Here is an 18,329-nt window from a genome sequence, read left to right as displayed (position 1 = left end):
ATGCCCACGGTTATTCCTCCTCTGCTTCTTTAGGTTTCTTCTTGAACAACCCTTTGAAAAATGTTCCTGTCTTCTGCCCCACCTTCTTTGTCTCTCCCAATACTTTTTTCGTTCCTTCCATAATTTTTTTGGTCTCAGCAACCGCTTTTACCGTTGATTCTGCTTGCCCTAAAAGCTTATCTTCTCGTTCTTTGCTAATTCCCGCTGTTTGCTTTATACCCTCAAGCAGACTCTTCCAGATATTTTTAAAGAACGTATGGTCTGCGACACGAACATAATCAACTTTACCGACGTGATAGACCTCATTGGCATCCGGATTACTATCGTTGATCAGCAGCTGATTCACAACCCAAGAAACAATCTTTCCCGATGTCTTCTTCCCGTTTTTCCGCGGGATATCAGGTAATCGAACCTTCATATGGTCGTAGTCAAAATAAAAGGTACCCGTTGTTTTGCGATCGGTTCCTTGCATATTAAAGCTAATTCGTTTAATATTTCCAGTCGCAATATCAAAGTTGAGCAAAGGGTGAAGAATTCGATTAAAAGGTGGCGCCTGCATGCGACCAACCTCTCCTTTATAGCTGTAAGCTCCAGCTCGGCTCAACATATCAAAACTAAATATCACATGCAGAGCTCCACTATTCATAACCTTAGTTTTCAGATCGGCTCGCATATAGGGATGCTTCTGTAGCGTTAATGTATCATTTGTAACATTAGTCAAGTGACCACTTGAACTAATAAAATCGATTGTTCCCTCTCGCTGATAGCGATCTCCCATCTCGGTATATACCACATCCATATGCTGCACGACGACCGTATCCAAGATAAGCTTCACCGGTAATCTCATAATTTTTTGATGCGGAGCCTGACCGATCTGATTTTCTGGTTTTTTGGGAAAGCGCTTATCTCCATAGAATTTAGCATACCCCTTCCGTAGCAACACCTTCTTAGATACCAATGCGCGTTCGTCTAAAAGACGATGAAAATCAAAATCATCCAACCTTAAACTATCTACGCGCAAATACGTTAATGCTTTATTCTCCCCTTTCATACGATAATAAGCCGCAGGTGTCACTGTCGGTTCATAGCGTCCCTTAGTCAGCACAACTGATTTTTCCTCCGTATTTAGGACTAGTTTTTCGAAGCTACCTTTATACGGGTTGTTAGAAAAACGGTGGCTAAATGCGGGGATAGCCACAACTATTTTACGCGTATAGAAGAGCCTTGTCGTATCTAGAGCCGATACGCTATCAAGTAAAAAATCGCCCACTTGAATCGCGATATCATGATGTTTAATCTCGCTTATTTTTTTTCCTTGCTCTGAAAGTGTTGTATATCGAACAGAAATTTTATCCACGGCCATCCGATTGACCGAAACTTGCGACAGCACTTTTTTAAGACTCTCTCCGAAATCCTTTTTTGCCGTATTTGGGATGGTATCGTTGTATTGGTGATACTTATTCGTGAGATGAAGCACCACATCTTCCAATTCAATGGAGCTAATGGAAAGTTTCCTGTTTCGGATCAGGTCCCACAGTGAAAAGCGTTTAATATATAACGATTTCATCTCGATATCGAACATATTATTACTCGCTTTTTGCTGCCCTTCCAGCAATCCATAGACTGCAGTATCAGCTTTGAGCTTTAGGTTTTTGAAAGAGATATTACCTATAGTCGGATTAATATCAAGCGCATCATACCGCACGGTATAAAGTCCTTTACTTGCTTCCTTTACAAACGCAGCTAACTTCTCTTCTGCTAGCGGTTTCCAATTTCGGGATAGATACCAGCCGCCACAAAGAACCCCTATAAAAAGTAGTACAATAACGCCAAGAATCCACTTCCAAATATTCTTCATAAGCCGCTTGTTTTTTATCCTTTTACAATAAACAAGTATCCTTCCCTTATGTTTGCAAAACCTCTTCTTTTAGGCACCGACACTTTTTAGGTGTGTGTTACCCTCTACTATCTTGTTTATTATAAATACTTAAATAACTATCGTATCGAGATGGCTCTATTTCGCCCAACTCCACCGCCTCTAAAACCATACATCCGGGTTCACTTATATGCTGGCAGTTGTTAAACCGGCATGTGTTTAAACGCGCACGCATTTCTGGAAAAAAATGAGATAGCTCTTCCTTTTCGATGTCTACGACGCCAAGCTCTCTAATTCCTGGTGTGTCGATCAGTTTTCCTCCAAAAGAAAGGTCAATCATTTCGGCGAATGTTGTTGTATGTTTCCCTTTATCTGACCAATCTGATATTTCACCTGTTTTCAGTTGGACCGAAGGCTCAATAGCATTGATTAGTGTTGATTTCCCCACCCCAGAATGGCCTGATACCAGTGTAATTTTATCTTTCAAAATTGCCCGAAGAACGTCCATATTTGTCCCTTCCTGTGCGGAAACTTCATAACATGCGTAACCGATATTTTCATATATAGCTTTATATTCTTGTAGAATTTCTAATCCCTCCTCAGAAAAGAGATCTAATTTATTGAAAACCAAAATCGCAGGGATACTATAAGCTTCTGCCGTTACAAGGAACCGATCGATAAAACCGAGAGACGTCGGCGGGGAGGCCAAAGTTACAACCAATATTGCTTGATCTAGATTCGCTCCAATAATCTGCGTCTGCTTAGAAAGATTGACCGATTTCCGTATAATATAATTTTTTCGAGGCTCCAAATGCGTGATGACCCCTGTCTCCTGTCCGGGCTCCATCTCAAACACGACCCAGTCCCCCACAGCAATTGGATTCGTTGTCTTTATTCCCTTTGTTCTGAATTTTCCTTTAATACGACACTCTACCCGTTCTCCTTCATCGGCCAATACCTGATACCAACTACCAGTTGACTTTGTAACCAACCCCCGCATATCTATAGAATTTGTGCTTGATATATATCCATCGTACTACAAAAATCGGAAAAAAAAGTTAAAGCCTCGATTCTAAGGAAAGATAATAAAAAAGGGGGCATACTACATAATTTTAACAATCCTTTATGGAATTTTGTATCTTCAAGCATCACAATACAAAGTAGACCGCTGATGAACGAAAAGGAGTTGCTTTTACACTATAAACAAACGGGGGATCTCGCCGTCTTGGGAAAGCTGTATACGCCTTATATGTCGTTACTCTACGGGGTCTGTTTCAAGTATTTGCAAGACAAGGAAAAATCACAAGACGCTGTTATGCAAATATTTGAAGAGCTCATTCAAAAATTGCGTCAACACGAGGTAGACAATTTTAAAAGTTGGCTATACGTGTATGCGAAAAACTACTGCCTGATGCAGTTGCGCAAAGGAAAGGGTACAAGCTTTGTCGATATTGAAGAACATTTGTTTGAGAGTGAGCAAAAGCTCCGTGATGACGGGGATCACAAGTGGGTAGAAGCCGATTTTGACGCGATGAGCATCTGTCTGCAACAACTACAGCCCGGTCAAGAAACCTGTTTACGGTTATTTTATCTGGAACAAAAGTGCTATAAAGAGATCATGGAGACGACGGGCTTTGACTATAATCAAGTAAAGAGCTATATCCAGAATGGTAAGCGAAATTTAAAAATTTGCATGGAGCAGAAGAAAAATGGAAAATAATTATCAACTATCTCGAATACACAATTATGTGAATGGCTTGATGAGCGGAGATGACATGCACGCCCTCGAACAGGAAGCGTTGCAAGATCCTTTTCTTCAGGACGCTATTGATGGTTACCGACTGCAAAAAGGCGTGGATGCTCGTTCTCTAAGTCTCCTACAGCAACGCTTGGAAAAGCGTGTTGCTGCACATGCCTTTTTGAAGGATCGACATTACTTTAACTGGCAGCGATTAGCAATCGGTTTGGTCGCTGCTGTTCTGTTTATAGCTGTTTCCACACTTCTTCTGATACGTTATTTTCCCAATAGAGATCAGTCCAACATCACAGAAGTGGAACTGATGGATAGCGCGTTACAAAAAGTGGTAAGTAAACCTGTTGTTGGTTTTAATGCACAGCCAATTGATGGATGGGAGTCTTTTGACAACTACTTATCAACGAACTACTCTGGTAACAATCCTACAAAAGAGTTAATTGTTTCCTTTAAAGTTAACTCTTCAGGAACGGCATACGATATACAGACGGATGTTGATAACGATCATCCGATTTCGAAAGAAGTTAAAGAGCTGTTTGCCAAAGGTCCTAAGTGGACCGGCAGTGCGGGTCGTATAAAAATTATATTTCCAGAATAAAAAAAGCGCATGTTAAATTTTAACATGCGCTTTTTTTATTCTTATAGCTCCCAGCGAATTTTATCTGCGATAGGAGAGCGAGCCGGCTCGCGTGGTTCACTCTCGTGGTGTCCAAGGTAAAAAAGCCCAATACATTTTTGATTTTCTTCTAAATTCAAGAAACCTCCTAAATGATTGATTAGTCCCGGTGTAGCCCAGTAGCCCCCCAAACCAATAGAATGTGCTGCCAACCACAAGTTTTGTACGGCACACGCTGTTGCTGCAAGTTCCTCCCACTCGGGAAGCTCGCCCGTGTAGTTAACCACGATTGCAATAGCCACATTAGATTGTGTCGCTTTCTTTCCCATGTTTTGTTCGGTAGCCTCGGTGTACTTCTCTGCAGGAGTCACTGCTTTATAGATGCGACTCAATTCTGCCCCAAGTCTGACTAAACCTTCTTTTTGGAACACAACAAAGCGCCACGGCTGCGTACGTTTGTGGGTTGGCGCGGCATTGGCCGCTTCCAAAATTGTAAGGATATCTTCTTTTGTTATCTCTTTATCGGTAAAACTGTTCTGGTTTACCGTTCTTCTGTACTGAATTGCTTTTAATACTTCGTTTGACATATATTGTGTTATCGGCGTGATGTTTTCGAGTTGTGAATTTTCTCTAAAGCGACATCCAACTCGGTATTTGAAACAACTTGTGCGAGCACCGTTTTTGTTCCGTAAGAAAGTCTTGTAAATTTGAACACATACTTTCCTTCTGGAAGCGATACGGTATATTCTCCCTGGTCATTTGTCTTTACCGTTTGTGTTGTGTTTTTTACCACAACTTCTACATTGGCAATCGCTTTACCGTTTTCGTCTGTTACTTTACCTTTTACATCCACATTTCCTTGTGCAAAAAGGAGTACACTGCAAAAACAAAACGCAATTAAACTAACTAACTTTTTCATATCTATTGATTAATAATTTCTTACAAACAAAACTAATCATTTTGAGGGAACAAAATGTAGTTCTTTGTTTACAAACATTATACTAACCCCGTTCTTCCCAAACATTCACAATGTGTAGAATTGTGAGGACCGCTTTTTCCATATCTTGACGACTTACCCACTCCATCTTCCCATGAAAAGCATGGCCGCCCGCAAAAACATTCGGACAAGGTAGCCCCATAAATGAAAGACGCGAACCGTCGGTACCACCACGAATACTTCTTCGCTCCGGTGTTAAGCCTACTCTTTTTATCGCTTCTAGTCCCACATCCATAATTTCAGGGTGCTGATCTAAAACTTCCTTCATATTGCGATACTGCTCTTGCACAGTAAACGTATAGGTTACGCCAGGGAACTGTTTAACAACCTCATCTACAATCGTACGTAATTCTAGCTCATGCGCTTCAAGATTCGATGTATTGTGGTCACGAACGATAAAATCTAGTTCCGCCATATCCACACCTCCGCTGATACCATTCGGGTGCACAAAACCCTCCTTTTTAGCTGTCGTCTCTGGTGATAGCCTATCCTTTGGTAAGCTAGACACAATTTGGGCCGCAACTTTTAATGCACTCTGCATCTTTCCTTTAGCAAAACCTGGATGCACAGAAATCCCTTGGATCTTAATTCGTACAGCATCTGCCGAGAAGGTCTCGTCCTCAATTGTCCCTGCCTTCTCTCCATCCATTGTGTAACCAAAATCAGCACCCAGTTTTTTCAGATCGACGTGATTTACGCCCTGACCAATTTCTTCGTCTGGTGTAAATAGAATCTTAATCTCACCGTGCTTAATTTCTGGGTTGCTCATTAAGAGGCGTGCGGCATCCATAATCTCTGCTACGCCCGCTTTATCATCAGCCCCTAGCAGGGTGGTACCACTTGCCGTGATAACATCATGACCAATTTGATTTTTTAAATCGGGATGTTCTGCAAAACGAATAACAACAGAATTATCGTCCGGGAGTATGATGTCCTGTCCTTGATAATTCGCATGCACCAGTGGTTTAACCCCATTTCCCGAACAATCAGGAGAGGTATCTACATGTGAACAGAAACAAATAACAGGAACGTCCTTTTCAGTATTACTTGGTATTGTGGCATAGACATAGCCGAGCTCATCTAGGTGCGCATCACTAACGCCCATATCCAACAATTCTTGAACTAAAAGCCGACTTAGGTCTTTTTGTTTTTCCGTCGACGGAAAACTTGTTGATGATGGGTCAGATTCGGTATCTACCTGCACGTAACGCATAAAGCGTTCCGCCACAGTAAAGTCTTTGATCGAATTTATTAAACTCATTGGGTATTATTTTAGTATGTCGATATGTTCTAAAAAAACAGGGCATCTAAAGGATATTCAGACGCCCTGTTTTCCCTTTATTATCGAACAACAAAGGTAATAGATAAAATCGAAAAGGGTGCTTTTCGACGCTAGAATTAACCAACAGTTACCATCTTAGCGTTACCGCCACAGGAAAATGATCCGATGGGAACTTACTCATGTAGGTATCTGTAAGAATTCCGTATTTCAATACTTTGAATGGTTTTGTTATAAAAATATGATCAATCCGCTCTGCTTTTTTCAGGCTTTTTCCCCATCCATTAAAAGAAGAATTGGGTGCATAAACAAGCGGAGACAAGGTATAAACGTCTTGCACAAAGCCCGAATTTGCCAGTGTGAAATATGCTTCATCATTTTCATTTACATTAAAATCGCCCGTTAAGATCAAGGGAAGACCTTTGGCCAGCTCTTTTGCTTTCATCATAATTAACTTAGCACTTTCTCTTCTCGCCTCTTTTCCGATATGATCAAAGTGGGTGTTCATAAAAATAAACTGTTTGCCGCTTTTCTTGTCCTTAAAAACACCCCAGGTACAAACCCGAGGTAAAGCAGCATCCCAGCCTTTATTTGGTTTTTCTGTATCCGTTGCAGATAACCAGAACGTACCACTTTTGATAACAGTAAATCGCTTTTTATTGTAAAAAACAGCTGAATGTTCTCCCTTTTGTGCGCCATCATCGCGCCCGACTCCCACATAGCCGAAATTCGGCAACCGCACCTCCATATCTTGAAGCTGTTCTATGAAAGCCTCTTGTACACCAAAAATTTCAAATTCATGATATTTTATCAGGTCAGTTAACGCATCCTTACGGTCGTCCCACAGGTTACCGACATCAGCGGTTGTCTTTAATCTAATATTATAGGAAGCAACATTCATCTCCTGTCCCAGCGCCGTTCCCATACAGAAGAACAATAATACGCCCCACAAAGCAATCTTTTTCATTCTATTATTTTTTCAAAATCTTATTTAGCAACTCTGGCTCATCGGTGGTAATATAATCAACCTTTTCGTTGATGAAATAATTCATATCAGCTTCCGTATTGACGGTCCAAACATTAGTTTTGAGCTTTAGACTTTTTGCTTCTTGAATCCAATTTGGATTTTTCTTATAAACCGCAAAATGATAATCTAAACCATCTAGACCAACCTCCTTTAACTGTTGAGGCGACTTATCTCCTGTTAAATAATGAACTTTTGCCTTCTTATTTTTCTCTTTTATTTTTAAACACGCATCATAACTAAATGCGATATATTCCACTTGCTTTTCGGCTTTTAGTTTATGAACCAATGCAACCGAGAGTTCGGCCGCCTTCAGTGTCCGCTCTTTACCTAATTTATTTGTTTTCAACTCATAAATCAATTTGGTTCCCTTTTGCTTAAGCCCTTCTTTTAGATAAGCCTCCGCTGTGGGGATCGACTCTCCATTTGGATGTTTCTTCGCCAAAAGTTCGTCGTACGTAGCTGTCGCAATATCAATTCCGTAATAATCGTTGTCGTGGTTGACAACAAGCACATCATCCTTGGTCAGGTGCACATCAAATTCAGATCCCCAAGCGTTCTGTTTTACGGCATCGTTTAACGCCTGTAAAGAGTTTTGTGGCGCATGTGTGTTCTTCCACGCTCCACGGTGGGCAATCATATTGGTTTGCGCAAAAGCGGTGATGCTCATGGCGGAAAGCACTGTTAATAACAGGGTTGTTTTTTTCATCGGTATATTTCTTAGATTTAGTAAGACGAATATAGCGATTTCAAATTAAGGCAGTATTAAGTTAGCACTCTCCGTTCCATTCCCCATAAAATTGTTGCAAAAAGGCCTCCATATATTGGTGCCTTCCTGCCGCAATCTTTTTCCCGGTATCCGTATTCATTTTATCCTTAAGCAGAAGCAGCTTTTCATAAAAATGATTGATTGTCGGAGCGGTGGTATTTTTATATTCTTCTTTACTTTGGTTCTCCTGAAATGGAATATTGGGGTTATAAATTTCTCTGTTCTTGAATCCGCCATATGTAAACGCACGTGCGATACCTATGGCACCAATCGCGTCCAATCGATCTGCATCTTGAACTATTTCAAGTTCCTTGGAATGGAATAATACCGTTCCAAGGGATGCCTTGTAAGACATATTAAGAATAATATCTTGAACATGTTGAATCCTGGCTTCCTCCATAGGCAAAGTCCGCAGAAAGTCGCCTGCAATACGTGGACCTATGGTTTCATCGCCTCCATGAAATTTACTATCTGCAATATCATGCAGCAAAGCTGTCAGCTCGCACACCAAAATGTCGGCAGTTTCTGATTCCAAAATCAGCTTCGTATTCTTCCACACCCGTTGGATATGCCACCAATCATGGCCCGACTCTGCACCTTTTAATTGGTCTTGAACAAAGAGTGCCGTTTTTTCGATAATCTCTGACTCCGACATGTTATTTTTCTTTAGAACCGTCGTATAGTTCGTATTGCAATAAACGACAATCTAATTTTCCGTTAAAAAATTCAAATCTACGTGATGCACGCAAGCCTATTTTCTTCGCCAGATCCGGATTTCCCGTAAATACATATCCGCGGTATCCTTTACACTCTTGCTTCAAGAAATCTCCCACTCGCTTGTAGGTTTCCTCGAGCTTGCTATGTACCCCCAGACGTTCGCCATACTCTGGATTGAACATAATTACCCCGGCACCTTCTGGTACTGTTGTCTTCGCAAAATCGCACACCTCAAATTCAATAACATGCTCTACCCCTGCGGTTCTAGCATTCATCTTTGCGATTTCTATCGCTTCCTCCGAAATATCGGAAGCAATAATTTTGGGTAGATTATTTTTATCGGTTACATCTTTTAGTTTTCTCCGTTCCTCAAAAAACACCTCTTCATCATAACCTATAAAGTGCATAAAAGAATAGTTCATCCGCTGAAGTCCTGGCATACGCTTCTGTGCAATCAAAGCTGCTTCAATCGCTAAGGTTCCAGAACCACACATCGGATTCACGAAAGGGCTTTTTCCATCCCACTGGGTTGCCATAATGGTTGATGTCGCTAAAGCCTCTAGCATAGGAGCCTTTCCTGGGTGTTTACGATACCCGTGTTTAGCCAAGGTTTCACCTGATGTATCCAAAAAGATCTCGGCCCGATCCTCCATCCAGTGTAGATGTATCACACACCGGTGAAAATCTGGCCCTGAGTTCGGACGCATTCCCTTTTTATCTTTTATACGATCCACCACCGCATCTTTCACTTTAACATTCGCGAACAACGGTGTGGTGATCGTTTCGTTGTGTACGGTTGATGTGACCGAAAAATAACTATCGAACGGGATCAATTCTTCCCAAGGAATCTCCACCAAATTACGATATAGTTCCTCTGGATTACTTGCGCGAAAAGACTTGATCTCGTACAAAACCTGACTTGCGACACGCAGGTGCAAATTCAATCGAACGCATTCATTTACAGATGCTTTCAGTTCCAATCCGGTATTGAATACACGAACGGGGGTAAAGCCTAAATCTCTAACTTCCTGCTCAAGATAAGGAGACAAGCGCCTATTGCAGGTTACAATAACTTTATTCGGGGTGTTGAAAACTTCCATCATATTTTTGCAAAGTTACTTATTCTGCTTAGCAAAAAATGCTTAATTTTACAGTTTAATAGTATTGATATGGAAATTAGAGGAAAAGTACACGAAATCGGTGCAACACAACAGGTTACTGAATCTTTCAAAAAAAGAGATTTAATCGTTGCATTTGCCGAAAACCCGCAATTCGTAGAGTATATTCGTTTTGAAGCAACGCAAGATCGCGTAAATATATTTGACAACCTTTCTGTCGGTGAAGACATTGAGGTTTCTTTCAACTTACGTGGAAGACCTTGGACAAACAAAGATGGTGTAACCACTTACTTTAACTCTTTGGTTGCATGGCGCGTTACCAAGCTTGCTGGTACTGCAGCTGCAGCGCCTGCTCCTGGATATGCTGATATGCCTCCTGTTGATATTTCTGCTTCAGGTGCTGACGACGACGATTTACCATTCTAGGTCATATATAAAGGGAGATGTGAAAGCATCTCCCTTTTTTATTTAACTACCGGCCAACATAAAGTAAAAATTTCGCCCATTCATTTCTGCGAAATCACATCATCTCCATCATATTTATTTCTTCCACCTGAGTTTGGTCTATTAATTGCTGGGAATCCTTAAACTTTGGACCATGAAAAAACTTATTTATTTTGCTTTGACCGCAGTGGCCTTCTCGGCCTGTAACAACCCTTCGCAACAAAAGGTAGAAACAACGGAAAGTATATCTTCAGTAGATACAACGACTTCATCGACAACCGCGGTGGATACGGTACACACGTCTCAAAATTCATTAGACTGGGCCGGAACCTATGAGGCGACGATCCCTTGCGCTGACTGTCCGGGTATTAAAACCTCTTTACAACTGAATAATGACGGTACATTTGTACTCCAAAGCGAGTACCTTGAACGGAAGAATAAATTCGAAGAAAAAGGGAACTTTGCGTGGATTAATCACGGATCCACCATTCAACTGCAAGGAAAAGAGAACAAAACACAGTACAAAGTTGGAGAGAACAAACTGATCCAGCTTGATACGGAAGGAAAAGAAATTACAGGTGAACATGCAGACCTATATACGCTACATAAGAAATAATAATAGTGGCTATACGCTATAAAGAGGAAAGACTTGCTTTAATTGCGAGTCTTTTTCTTTATCACTACTTTCGTACAAATTTCAAATCATGCAGATTGAGACAAGCCAACCCACAATCACCCGTCCTTTGTTGCTTCTTATGGCCGTCCTTTCGGGACTCGTGGTTGCCAACAATTATTATAACCAGCCTTTACTGGCATTAATTGCTGAAGATTTCAACGTCCAGGAAGCCGCTGTAAGTAAGGTTTCTGTATTAACACAGTTGGGTTATGCTTGTGGTCTATTATTCATTATCCCACTCGGAGACAAGGTCTTGCGCAAAAGACTTATCTTGATTGACCTGATTTTTGTTGTGCTAGCCTTAATTATGATGGCTTTTGCTACACAAATCTGGATGCTTTTTATTGCCAGTTTCTTTATTGGTGTTACTTCGGTTATACCGCAACTTTTTGTGCCTATTGCTGCCGAGTTGTCTACCCCCGAAAAAAAAGCTGCTAATATTGGTATTGTCATGTCTGGTTTGTTACTTGGCATCCTTCTCTCTCGCTTTGTCGGTGGTATTATAGGTGAATACTTTGGTTGGCGTGCCATGTTTGAAATTGCCGCCATCGCAATGATCGTTACCTGGTTCATTGTTTATCGCTTCTTACCGAACTTACAACCAAATTTTATTGGTTCTTATGGCTCGCTAATGAAATCTGTTTGGCAGCTTGCAAAAACAGAACCCAGGTTACAGTTAGCATCCTTTCGAGGCGCAATGGGCTTCGGCGCCATGTCTGCACTTTTCACAACACTCGTTTTTCATTTGGAAGGTCCGCCATTTTTTGCTGGCGCTTCCGTCGTGGGCAGCTTTGGTCTCTTTGGTGCTGTTGGCGCTCTATCTGCGGCTTTTGTCGGACGGTTTCAAAAACGATTTTCTATCAACCAACTGATACAAGCAGCTTTGGTTATTCTTCTCGTTAGTTGGCTCTTCACCTACTTTGGCCGGTATACATACATCGGACTTATCATGGGTGTCATCTTGATTGATCTTGGTCTACAAAGTTCCCATATTATGAACCAGGCAGATTACTTCTCTATACCTACGAATGCTACAAGTCGACTAAATACGGTGTATATGGTCAGTTACTTTATTGGTGGTTCTCTGGGAACATACTTCGCCGCACTCGCCTGGGAGGCCGCTGGATGGGAAGGAGTGTGTTTTGTCGGCTTTTCTTTTGGTGTATTGGCGCTAATGGCCCATCTCCTTTTTGCGAAGCGGGTCGTACATAAACAGATTATCCGCTAACATACTTCCCAAAAGGAATCTTCCGAATCAGATACGTCAACAATAGACTTAACAAGAGCGTCACGAGTGTAACTAAAGGAACCTTCCAAAGGGTTGGCAGGTCAATTTTGGGATGCACATAATTAAGAATAATTATATGACTTAAATACACGCCAAAACTATACTTATCGATTACCTTGACCCAACCAGGCACTGTGCTGTTGCTTAGTCCTTCTTTAAAAATTAAAAAAGCACAGACCGCCATGAGTGCATTATTCGGAAAAAGATAGCCGTAAAGTAAGGTGTCATACCGCCCTGCTTTTTGGCTCAACAAAAATGTTCCCCATGTGGTGATCCCGGCTAACGCCACAAAGACAAGTGCCCATAACCACAGCCCTCTATTTCGAGAGATCCGCGACAACCAATAGCCTAAAATAAGGTAGCCGACATAACCCGAAAAAAAAGTCAAATCAAAATCGGGTGTATACGTCACCAGCCGCTTATTCAAAAAAATAAGCGATAAAAACCAAATCCCCAAGAAAACAAGCATCTCTTTATCGCCAAGGGCACGAACGAGGTGCTGCAAGAACGGAATAGTGAGATAAAGTCCAATAATCATATACAGGTACCACAGATGTGCACTAGAACCATGCAGGAGTTTGTCTAACGACACTTCAAGCACACGAGAAAAAGGAAGCTCTTCAAAATTTGTGTACCGATAAAAATAATAAACAAGGTAAACAACCAACCAGAACAAGAAGGGCCAGAGAACCCGCGTGACGCGCTTTTGATAAAAAGAGGAAAGAGCCTCCTGTTTCGGCAGAAGAAGCGCTCCTGAGATCATGACAAACAAAGGCACACTGAACCGCGTAAAGCTATGAAGAAGGTTCGCGTAGTTCCAATCAAAACCTTTCGGATCGAAAACATTCAAATAACCCGTGGAAGCATGAATAATAAGCACACAACAGGTTGCTAAAACCCGTAAATAGCTAATATACCCTAATCTGTTCTCTTGCATAAAATGATGAATAGTGAAATGCCTCAACAAAGAAAACAATTTTTAAGCCGATTATGGGTTAATGGTACTTGGGTTTACCGATTTTATTAACTTTGTGATGGACGATAAAAAAACATGTCAGTGAAAAAACTATTTCTCCTTGATGGAATGGCGCTCATCTATAGAGCCTATTTCGCTTTAAGTAAAGTTCCTCGTTTAACCTCCTACGGTTTAAACACTGGGGCGATCATGGGTTTTACCAATACGTTGCTGGAGCTATTAAACAAACAAAAGCCCACACATATCGCTGTCGTTTTTGATACGTCCGCACCAACGAATCGTCACCTAGAATTCCCGGAATATAAAGCGCATCGCGAAAAAATGCCAGAAGACCTATCGGCTTCTATCCCTTATATCTTTAGACTAATTGAAGGATTTAATATTCCTATCATAACGATGGACGGGTATGAGGCCGATGACATTATCGGAACCCTTGCGAAAAAAGCGGAAAAGGAAGGGTTTGATGTGTATTGTATGACCCCTGACAAGGATTTTGGTCAATTGGTGTCTGATCATATTTTTATTTACAAACCGGCGCGTATGGGTAACGGCGCCGAAACGCTTGGTGTTCCAGAGATCTTAGAAAAATGGGAAATCACCGAGGTTTCCCAAGTAATTGATATTTTAGGCCTTTGGGGTGACGCTGTTGACAATATCCCTGGTATTCCTGGAATTGGTGAGAAAACGGCAAAAAAACTAATCCAAGAATATCATTCCGTTGAAGGTATAATCGAAAATTCACACCAGCTTAAAGGCAAGCTCAAAGAAAATGTTGAGAACTACGCCGAGCAAGGTCGTATCTCTAAAAAACTAGCAACGATCCAGTTGGACGTTCCCATTGAATTGGACGAAAAAGCTCTTGAGTTGGAGAAACCAGACCGAGAACGCTTGGAGCCGCTCTTTGCGGACCTGGAATTTCGAACACTGGGCAAACGTGTCTTTGGAGATGACTTTAACATTGTGGAAAGTGCAAGCGCACCTACCTCGGGCCAGATGGATCTTTTTGCGAGCGCAGCCTCGTCAACCGACAGTTCCCCGGATCCCGTCGTTCCAGTTGTTCCAAGCTTAAACATAAACAATACCCCGCACAACTATATATTGGTAAACACGGCCGAAGATCAACAAAAGCTGGCCGAGAAGTTGGCTACCCTTCAAAGCTTTTGTTTCGATACCGAATCGACATCTGTAGAGGCACTAGAGGCGGAGATTGTCGGTTTATCTTTTTCATGGGAAAAGGGCAAAGCATATTATGTACCAACACCGAGTGACCGTGAAGAAGCTGAAAACATTGTGTCTCTCTTTAAGCCTGTGCTTGAAAATGCTACGATAGAGAAAATCGGCCAGAATATTAAATATGATATTCTATTGCTATCGCGCTATGGTGTGCGTGTTCAAGGACCTTTGTTCGACACCATGATCGCGCATTACCTCATTGATCCTGACACAAGACACGGGATGGATGTCCTGGCAGAAATCTACTTAGGATATACCCCCGTCTCCATCACAGAATTGATTGGACCACGCGGTAAAAATCAGCTGACCATGCGTGATGTTGAAATTACCAAAGTAACGGAGTATGCGGCAGAAGATGCCGATATCACGTGGCAGCTCCACGAAATATTTAAGCCCTTACTGATTGAAACGCAAACACTGGAACTCGCGGAAAAGGTCGAATTTCCACTCGTGTATGTATTGGCTGATATAGAGAGAAATGGTGTGAAGATCGATGTCGACACCCTAAAAGTCTTCTCCAAAAGCTTAGAAGAGGACGTCAAACGATTGGAACAAACCATCTATGAGAAAACGGGTGTTACATTCAATATTGCTTCACCGAAACAACTGGGGGAAGTTCTTTTCGACAAATTACAGTTAGACCCGAAAGCAAAGAAAACAAAAACGGGCCAATATAAAACCGGAGAGGATGTGCTTTTGGCCTTAGCCAATAAATCTGACATTGTACAAGATATCCTTGATTTCCGTCAGTTACAGAAGTTAAAGTCGACCTATGTTGACGCACTCCCAGGTTTAATAAACAAAGAAACTGGACTGATTCATACATCCTATAACCAAGCGGTCGCAGCCACAGGAAGGTTAAGTTCCACAAATCCGAACTTACAGAACATTCCCATTCGAACGGAAAAAGGACGCGAAGTGCGAAAAGCGTTTATTCCTCGGTCTACCGGAAATGTTCTATTATCTGCCGACTACTCGCAGATCGAGCTGCGTTTAATTGCAGAGCTTAGTCAGGATAAAAATATGCTGGAAGCCTTTGCTGCAGGACACGATATTCACCGTGCCACAGCCGCACGTGTTTATGGTGTTCCGCTAGAGGAAGTAACATCTGACCAACGTCGAAATGCGAAAGCCGTGAATTTTGGAATTATCTACGGTCAATCAGCTTTCGGTCTTTCACAGAACCTAGGAATCTCCAGAAAAGACGCATCCGATATTATCGACCAATATTTTAGTCAATATACCGGCATCCGTCAGTATATGACAAGTACAATAGAATCGGCTAAGGAGAAGGGTTACGTTGAAACAATTTTAAAGCGTCGCCGTTATTTAAGAGACATTAATTCGGCAAATATGACGGTACGTGGCTTTGCGGAACGAAATGCGATCAATGCGCCCATTCAAGGCTCTGCAGCAGATTTAATAAAAATTGCGATGATCGATATCCAAGACGATATTATCAATAGCTCCCTAAAAGGGAAAATGATCATGCAGGTTCATGATGAACTTGTTTTTGATGTTCCACAAGAGGAAGCGGACCGTTTTAAGACGATCATCATTGATCGCATGAAGAATGCGATCAAGCTACAAGTACCCATCGAAGTTGAAGTAGGACTAGGTAGTAATTGGTTAGAAGCTCATTAAATACAACATGAAGTCATACATTTTTTATATTTTTCTTTTTTTTGCGCTTTCAGCTACTGCGCAGCAGGAAGCTAAAAAAGAGGTGTTTTTTGAAAATGCATCTAATGGACTCGTTCGTTTTCATTTTGATAAGCATTATTATTTAGTCGATAAAAACTGTCCTTTCAAGTCTATTGAGCGTTTATCACAATTTATCGTTTCAAAAAATGTTTTTCATGGAGAATTCAAGGATTTTGATCCAAATGGTCGATTAGTATTAACCGGAACTTATATCGAGGGAATAAAAGAAGGGAATTTTAAAGCGTACCATCCGAATGGACAATTGAAATGGGAAATGACCTTCAAGGATAATTTTCCAATAGGTGATGCCAACTATTACTACCCCGACGGTAAGCCTATGTTAACGTTAAACTATAGTAACGGAAAATATCGTATCGTTTCTTTTTGGGATTCATTAGGACGCCAACGTGTAGAGCAAGGTAATGGCAATTATGAATTTAAGATGCCCTTCGACTTTTACAATGAATACGGTTATCCTTTCTATGAACGACGCGGAAAGCTCAAAAATGGTCTTCCCACAGGATATTGGATAACCAATGTGATGGATGAAAAAAACCGTAGAACGCTCTTTACCGAAGAGACATACGATAGTAACGGACGCCTGACTTCCGCTTATAATCTATTTCTTGATGATGACTATACCTCACCGATTACATGGGTACCTACAGAGTATTTCCCTATAGCTGAATCCCTTACATATAAGCAGTGTAATTTTGATGACTTCAGTGGTTTTAATGCCTATCTATCGGCGAAGCTCGAAGAAGCTTTCAATTCGATCCCAACTCCACAAGCAGAGTCCGACGATTTTACGTATACAATACGTTTGGATAAAGAAGGAATTCCTCAGATGTTAAAAGTGGAAAAAGAATTAAAGGACAGTAAATTGAATCAGTATTTAGAACAGGTATTGAAGAGAATCCCTTTCTATTTTCCGTCATTAGATGCAAATGGAGCTCCAATCGAAGATAAATTGACCATATCGGGTAAAATGATGTTAACGACCTCTGGCAAATTAAATTTTCACAGCATATCCATCAAGAGAGAAAAACAAGCTTCTGCAGAATAGATAAAAACCCAATACAGCGTAAATCGAACGCTAATAGATGAATTTTATCTAAAATTATATAAGTTTGCAAAAATATTAATCATGAAATTTCACAAAGAAGGGTATACCAGTCTCGCTTTAGTTATTTTATTTATCTTCGTAATAAACGCAGTAGCAAACTATTACGATGCTCCAACGTATCTAAAGTGGTTTTTATATGCTATTTCGGCATTTCTATTTATCGTAATCGTTCAGTTCTTTCGCAGCCCGATTAAACACATTATTCCAAATGAAGGCGTTGTTCTATGCCCTGCGGATGGAAAAGTTGTGGTTATTGAGGAAACCCAAGAGACGGAGTATTTCAAAGATAAACGTCTACAGGTTTCGATTTTCATGTCGCCTACCAATGTCCATGTAAATCGTAATCCAATTAGCGGAGTCGTAAACTATTTCAAATATCACCCTGGAAAATTTTTGGTTGCCTGGCACCCAAAATCATCTACGGATAACGAACGAACGACAGTCGTTGTACAAAATCAAGCTGGGGTTGAAGTTCTATTCCGTCAGATTGCAGGCGCTTTAGCTCGCCGTATTGTATGGTACGTAAAAGAAAATGATCAAGTAAAGCAAGGGGATGAGTTTGGTTTTATAAAATTTGGTTCCCGTGTTGACTTGTTTTTACCTATCGGCACCCAAGTAGACGTAAATATTGATGATAAAGTGGTGGGCGGAAAAACCATTATCGCAAGAATTTAATAAAAAATTAACATAACTATGTGTAAATTAGGCTTCGATATCGAAGCCTTTTTTAATG

General features: G+C 41.1%; 18 protein-coding genes. 8 read left to right on the top strand and 10 right to left on the bottom strand.

Annotated elements, in window-relative coordinates; translation table 11 throughout:
- Positions 1–10: 10 nt before the first annotated feature.
- Both E2P86_RS00340 and rsgA read right to left on the bottom strand, forming a co-directional pair.
- The gene (locus E2P86_RS00340) at positions 11–1,858 is read right to left on the bottom strand and encodes an AsmA family protein (protein WP_134429977.1); all 1,848 of its coding nucleotides are present in this window, start codon (positions 1,856–1,858) and stop codon (positions 11–13) included.
- Positions 1,859–1,955: 97 nt separating this feature from the next.
- Complete coding sequence (gene rsgA / locus E2P86_RS00335; protein ID WP_134429974.1) at positions 1,956–2,876, bottom strand: ribosome small subunit-dependent GTPase A; 921 nt, start codon at positions 2,874–2,876, stop codon at positions 1,956–1,958.
- A 171-nt stretch (positions 2,877–3,047) separates the two neighbouring features.
- Here rsgA and E2P86_RS00330 point away from each other — a divergent pair, with 171 nt between their 5' ends.
- On the top strand, positions 3,048–3,596 hold the full coding sequence (locus E2P86_RS00330) for an RNA polymerase sigma factor (RefSeq protein WP_085473989.1): 549 nt from the start codon (positions 3,048–3,050) through the stop codon (positions 3,594–3,596).
- On the top strand, positions 3,586–4,227 hold the full coding sequence (locus tag E2P86_RS00325; protein ID WP_085473988.1) for a hypothetical protein: 642 nt from the start codon (positions 3,586–3,588) through the stop codon (positions 4,225–4,227). The genes E2P86_RS00330 and E2P86_RS00325 overlap by 11 nt, the downstream gene beginning before the upstream one ends.
- A 41-nt stretch (positions 4,228–4,268) precedes the next feature.
- Here E2P86_RS00325 and E2P86_RS00320 read toward each other — a convergent pair whose 3' ends face one another.
- From E2P86_RS00320 to E2P86_RS00290, 7 genes are all read right to left on the bottom strand, one after another.
- Positions 4,269–4,832 (bottom strand): nitroreductase family protein, encoded by a 564-nt coding sequence (locus E2P86_RS00320; RefSeq protein ID WP_085473987.1) that lies wholly within the window; start codon positions 4,830–4,832, stop codon positions 4,269–4,271.
- An 8-nt stretch (positions 4,833–4,840) separates the two neighbouring features.
- The gene (locus tag E2P86_RS00315; protein WP_085473986.1) at positions 4,841–5,164 is read right to left on the bottom strand and encodes a carboxypeptidase-like regulatory domain-containing protein; all 324 of its coding nucleotides are present in this window, start codon (positions 5,162–5,164) and stop codon (positions 4,841–4,843) included.
- A gap of 82 nt (positions 5,165–5,246) precedes the next feature.
- On the bottom strand, positions 5,247–6,503 hold the full coding sequence (pepT, locus tag E2P86_RS00310; protein WP_134429971.1) for a peptidase T: 1,257 nt from the start codon (positions 6,501–6,503) through the stop codon (positions 5,247–5,249).
- A gap of 148 nt (positions 6,504–6,651) precedes the next feature.
- Complete coding sequence (locus E2P86_RS00305; RefSeq protein ID WP_085473984.1) at positions 6,652–7,488, bottom strand: endonuclease/exonuclease/phosphatase family protein; 837 nt, start codon at positions 7,486–7,488, stop codon at positions 6,652–6,654.
- 4 nt (positions 7,489–7,492) lie between these two features.
- Positions 7,493–8,254: a glycerophosphodiester phosphodiesterase family protein gene (locus tag E2P86_RS00300; protein WP_085473983.1), complete on the bottom strand. Its 762-nt coding sequence runs from the start codon at positions 8,252–8,254 to the stop codon at positions 7,493–7,495.
- A 61-nt stretch (positions 8,255–8,315) separates the two neighbouring features.
- Positions 8,316–8,969, bottom strand: coding sequence for an HD domain-containing protein (locus tag E2P86_RS00295; protein ID WP_085473982.1), 654 nt, complete (start codon positions 8,967–8,969; stop codon positions 8,316–8,318).
- A gap of 1 nt (position 8,970) precedes the next feature.
- Positions 8,971–10,131: a THUMP domain-containing class I SAM-dependent RNA methyltransferase gene (locus E2P86_RS00290; RefSeq protein WP_085474198.1), complete on the bottom strand. Its 1,161-nt coding sequence runs from the start codon at positions 10,129–10,131 to the stop codon at positions 8,971–8,973.
- A gap of 69 nt (positions 10,132–10,200) precedes the next feature.
- Here E2P86_RS00290 and E2P86_RS00285 point away from each other — a divergent pair, with 69 nt between their 5' ends.
- From E2P86_RS00285 to E2P86_RS00275, 3 genes are all read left to right on the top strand, one after another.
- Positions 10,201–10,575 carry a DUF3127 domain-containing protein gene (locus tag E2P86_RS00285; protein WP_134429968.1) on the top strand — a complete coding sequence of 125 codons (375 nt, stop codon included), beginning with the start codon at positions 10,201–10,203 and terminating at the stop codon, positions 10,573–10,575.
- Positions 10,576–10,747: 172 nt separating this feature from the next.
- On the top strand, positions 10,748–11,209 hold the full coding sequence (locus E2P86_RS00280; RefSeq protein ID WP_134429966.1) for a copper resistance protein NlpE: 462 nt from the start codon (positions 10,748–10,750) through the stop codon (positions 11,207–11,209).
- An 88-nt stretch (positions 11,210–11,297) separates the two neighbouring features.
- Positions 11,298–12,497 carry an MFS transporter gene (locus tag E2P86_RS00275; protein WP_134429963.1) on the top strand — a complete coding sequence of 400 codons (1,200 nt, stop codon included), beginning with the start codon at positions 11,298–11,300 and terminating at the stop codon, positions 12,495–12,497.
- On the opposite strand, the gene E2P86_RS00270 is transcribed toward E2P86_RS00275, so the two are convergent.
- Positions 12,487–13,494 (bottom strand): acyltransferase, encoded by a 1,008-nt coding sequence (locus E2P86_RS00270; RefSeq protein ID WP_134429960.1) that lies wholly within the window; start codon positions 13,492–13,494, stop codon positions 12,487–12,489. The two genes, E2P86_RS00275 and E2P86_RS00270, sit on opposite strands and share 11 nt — an antisense overlap.
- Before the next feature lie 120 nt (positions 13,495–13,614).
- On the opposite strand from E2P86_RS00270, the gene polA reads away from it, so the two are divergent.
- The 3 genes from polA to E2P86_RS00255 all read left to right on the top strand — a co-directional run bounded on the left by polA (position 13,615) and on the right by E2P86_RS00255 (position 18,271).
- Complete coding sequence (gene polA / locus E2P86_RS00265; RefSeq protein ID WP_085474197.1) at positions 13,615–16,410, top strand: DNA polymerase I; 2,796 nt, start codon at positions 13,615–13,617, stop codon at positions 16,408–16,410.
- 7 nt (positions 16,411–16,417) lie between these two features.
- Positions 16,418–17,536, top strand: coding sequence for a toxin-antitoxin system YwqK family antitoxin (locus E2P86_RS00260; RefSeq protein WP_085473977.1), 1,119 nt, complete (start codon positions 16,418–16,420; stop codon positions 17,534–17,536).
- Between the two features lie 81 nt (positions 17,537–17,617).
- Positions 17,618–18,271: a phosphatidylserine decarboxylase family protein gene (locus E2P86_RS00255; RefSeq protein WP_085473976.1), complete on the top strand. Its 654-nt coding sequence runs from the start codon at positions 17,618–17,620 to the stop codon at positions 18,269–18,271.
- The last annotated feature ends 58 nt before the right edge of the window (positions 18,272–18,329 follow it).

It is taken from the genome of Sphingobacterium psychroaquaticum, assembly GCF_004421025.1.
In the GTDB taxonomy this organism is placed as follows: Bacteria; Bacteroidota; Bacteroidia; order Sphingobacteriales; family Sphingobacteriaceae; genus Sphingobacterium; species Sphingobacterium psychroaquaticum.
Note: the sequence above shows the minus strand (reverse complement) of the source record. Positions and strands in the feature narration are given on the sequence as shown.

Excerpts from the sequence above, each read along its gene's own strand:
- rsgA (WP_134429974.1), bottom strand. The coding sequence starts at position 2,876 with ATGCGGGGGTTGGTTACAAAGTCAACTGGTAGTTGGTATCAGGTATTG.
- E2P86_RS00275 (WP_134429963.1), top strand. The coding sequence starts at position 11,298 with ATGCAGATTGAGACAAGCCAACCCACAATCACCCGTCCTTTGTTGCTT.
- E2P86_RS00305 (WP_085473984.1), bottom strand. The coding sequence starts at position 7,488 with ATGAAAAAGATTGCTTTGTGGGGCGTATTATTGTTCTTCTGTATGGGA.
- E2P86_RS00325 (WP_085473988.1), top strand. The coding sequence starts at position 3,586 with ATGGAAAATAATTATCAACTATCTCGAATACACAATTATGTGAATGGC.
- E2P86_RS00280 (WP_134429966.1), top strand. The coding sequence starts at position 10,748 with ATGAAAAAACTTATTTATTTTGCTTTGACCGCAGTGGCCTTCTCGGCC.
- E2P86_RS00270 (WP_134429960.1), bottom strand. The coding sequence starts at position 13,494 with ATGCAAGAGAACAGATTAGGGTATATTAGCTATTTACGGGTTTTAGCA.
- E2P86_RS00320 (WP_085473987.1), bottom strand. The coding sequence starts at position 4,832 with ATGTCAAACGAAGTATTAAAAGCAATTCAGTACAGAAGAACGGTAAAC.
- E2P86_RS00340 (WP_134429977.1), bottom strand. The coding sequence starts at position 1,858 with ATGAAGAATATTTGGAAGTGGATTCTTGGCGTTATTGTACTACTTTTT.
- pepT (WP_134429971.1), bottom strand. The coding sequence starts at position 6,503 with ATGAGTTTAATAAATTCGATCAAAGACTTTACTGTGGCGGAACGCTTT.
- E2P86_RS00260 (WP_085473977.1), top strand. The coding sequence starts at position 16,418 with ATGAAGTCATACATTTTTTATATTTTTCTTTTTTTTGCGCTTTCAGCT.
- E2P86_RS00255 (WP_085473976.1), top strand. The coding sequence starts at position 17,618 with ATGAAATTTCACAAAGAAGGGTATACCAGTCTCGCTTTAGTTATTTTA.
- E2P86_RS00295 (WP_085473982.1), bottom strand. The coding sequence starts at position 8,969 with ATGTCGGAGTCAGAGATTATCGAAAAAACGGCACTCTTTGTTCAAGAC.
- E2P86_RS00290 (WP_085474198.1), bottom strand. The coding sequence starts at position 10,131 with ATGGAAGTTTTCAACACCCCGAATAAAGTTATTGTAACCTGCAATAGG.
- E2P86_RS00330 (WP_085473989.1), top strand. The coding sequence starts at position 3,048 with ATGAACGAAAAGGAGTTGCTTTTACACTATAAACAAACGGGGGATCTC.
- E2P86_RS00300 (WP_085473983.1), bottom strand. The coding sequence starts at position 8,254 with ATGAAAAAAACAACCCTGTTATTAACAGTGCTTTCCGCCATGAGCATC.
- E2P86_RS00285 (WP_134429968.1), top strand. The coding sequence starts at position 10,201 with ATGGAAATTAGAGGAAAAGTACACGAAATCGGTGCAACACAACAGGTT.
- E2P86_RS00315 (WP_085473986.1), bottom strand. The coding sequence starts at position 5,164 with ATGAAAAAGTTAGTTAGTTTAATTGCGTTTTGTTTTTGCAGTGTACTC.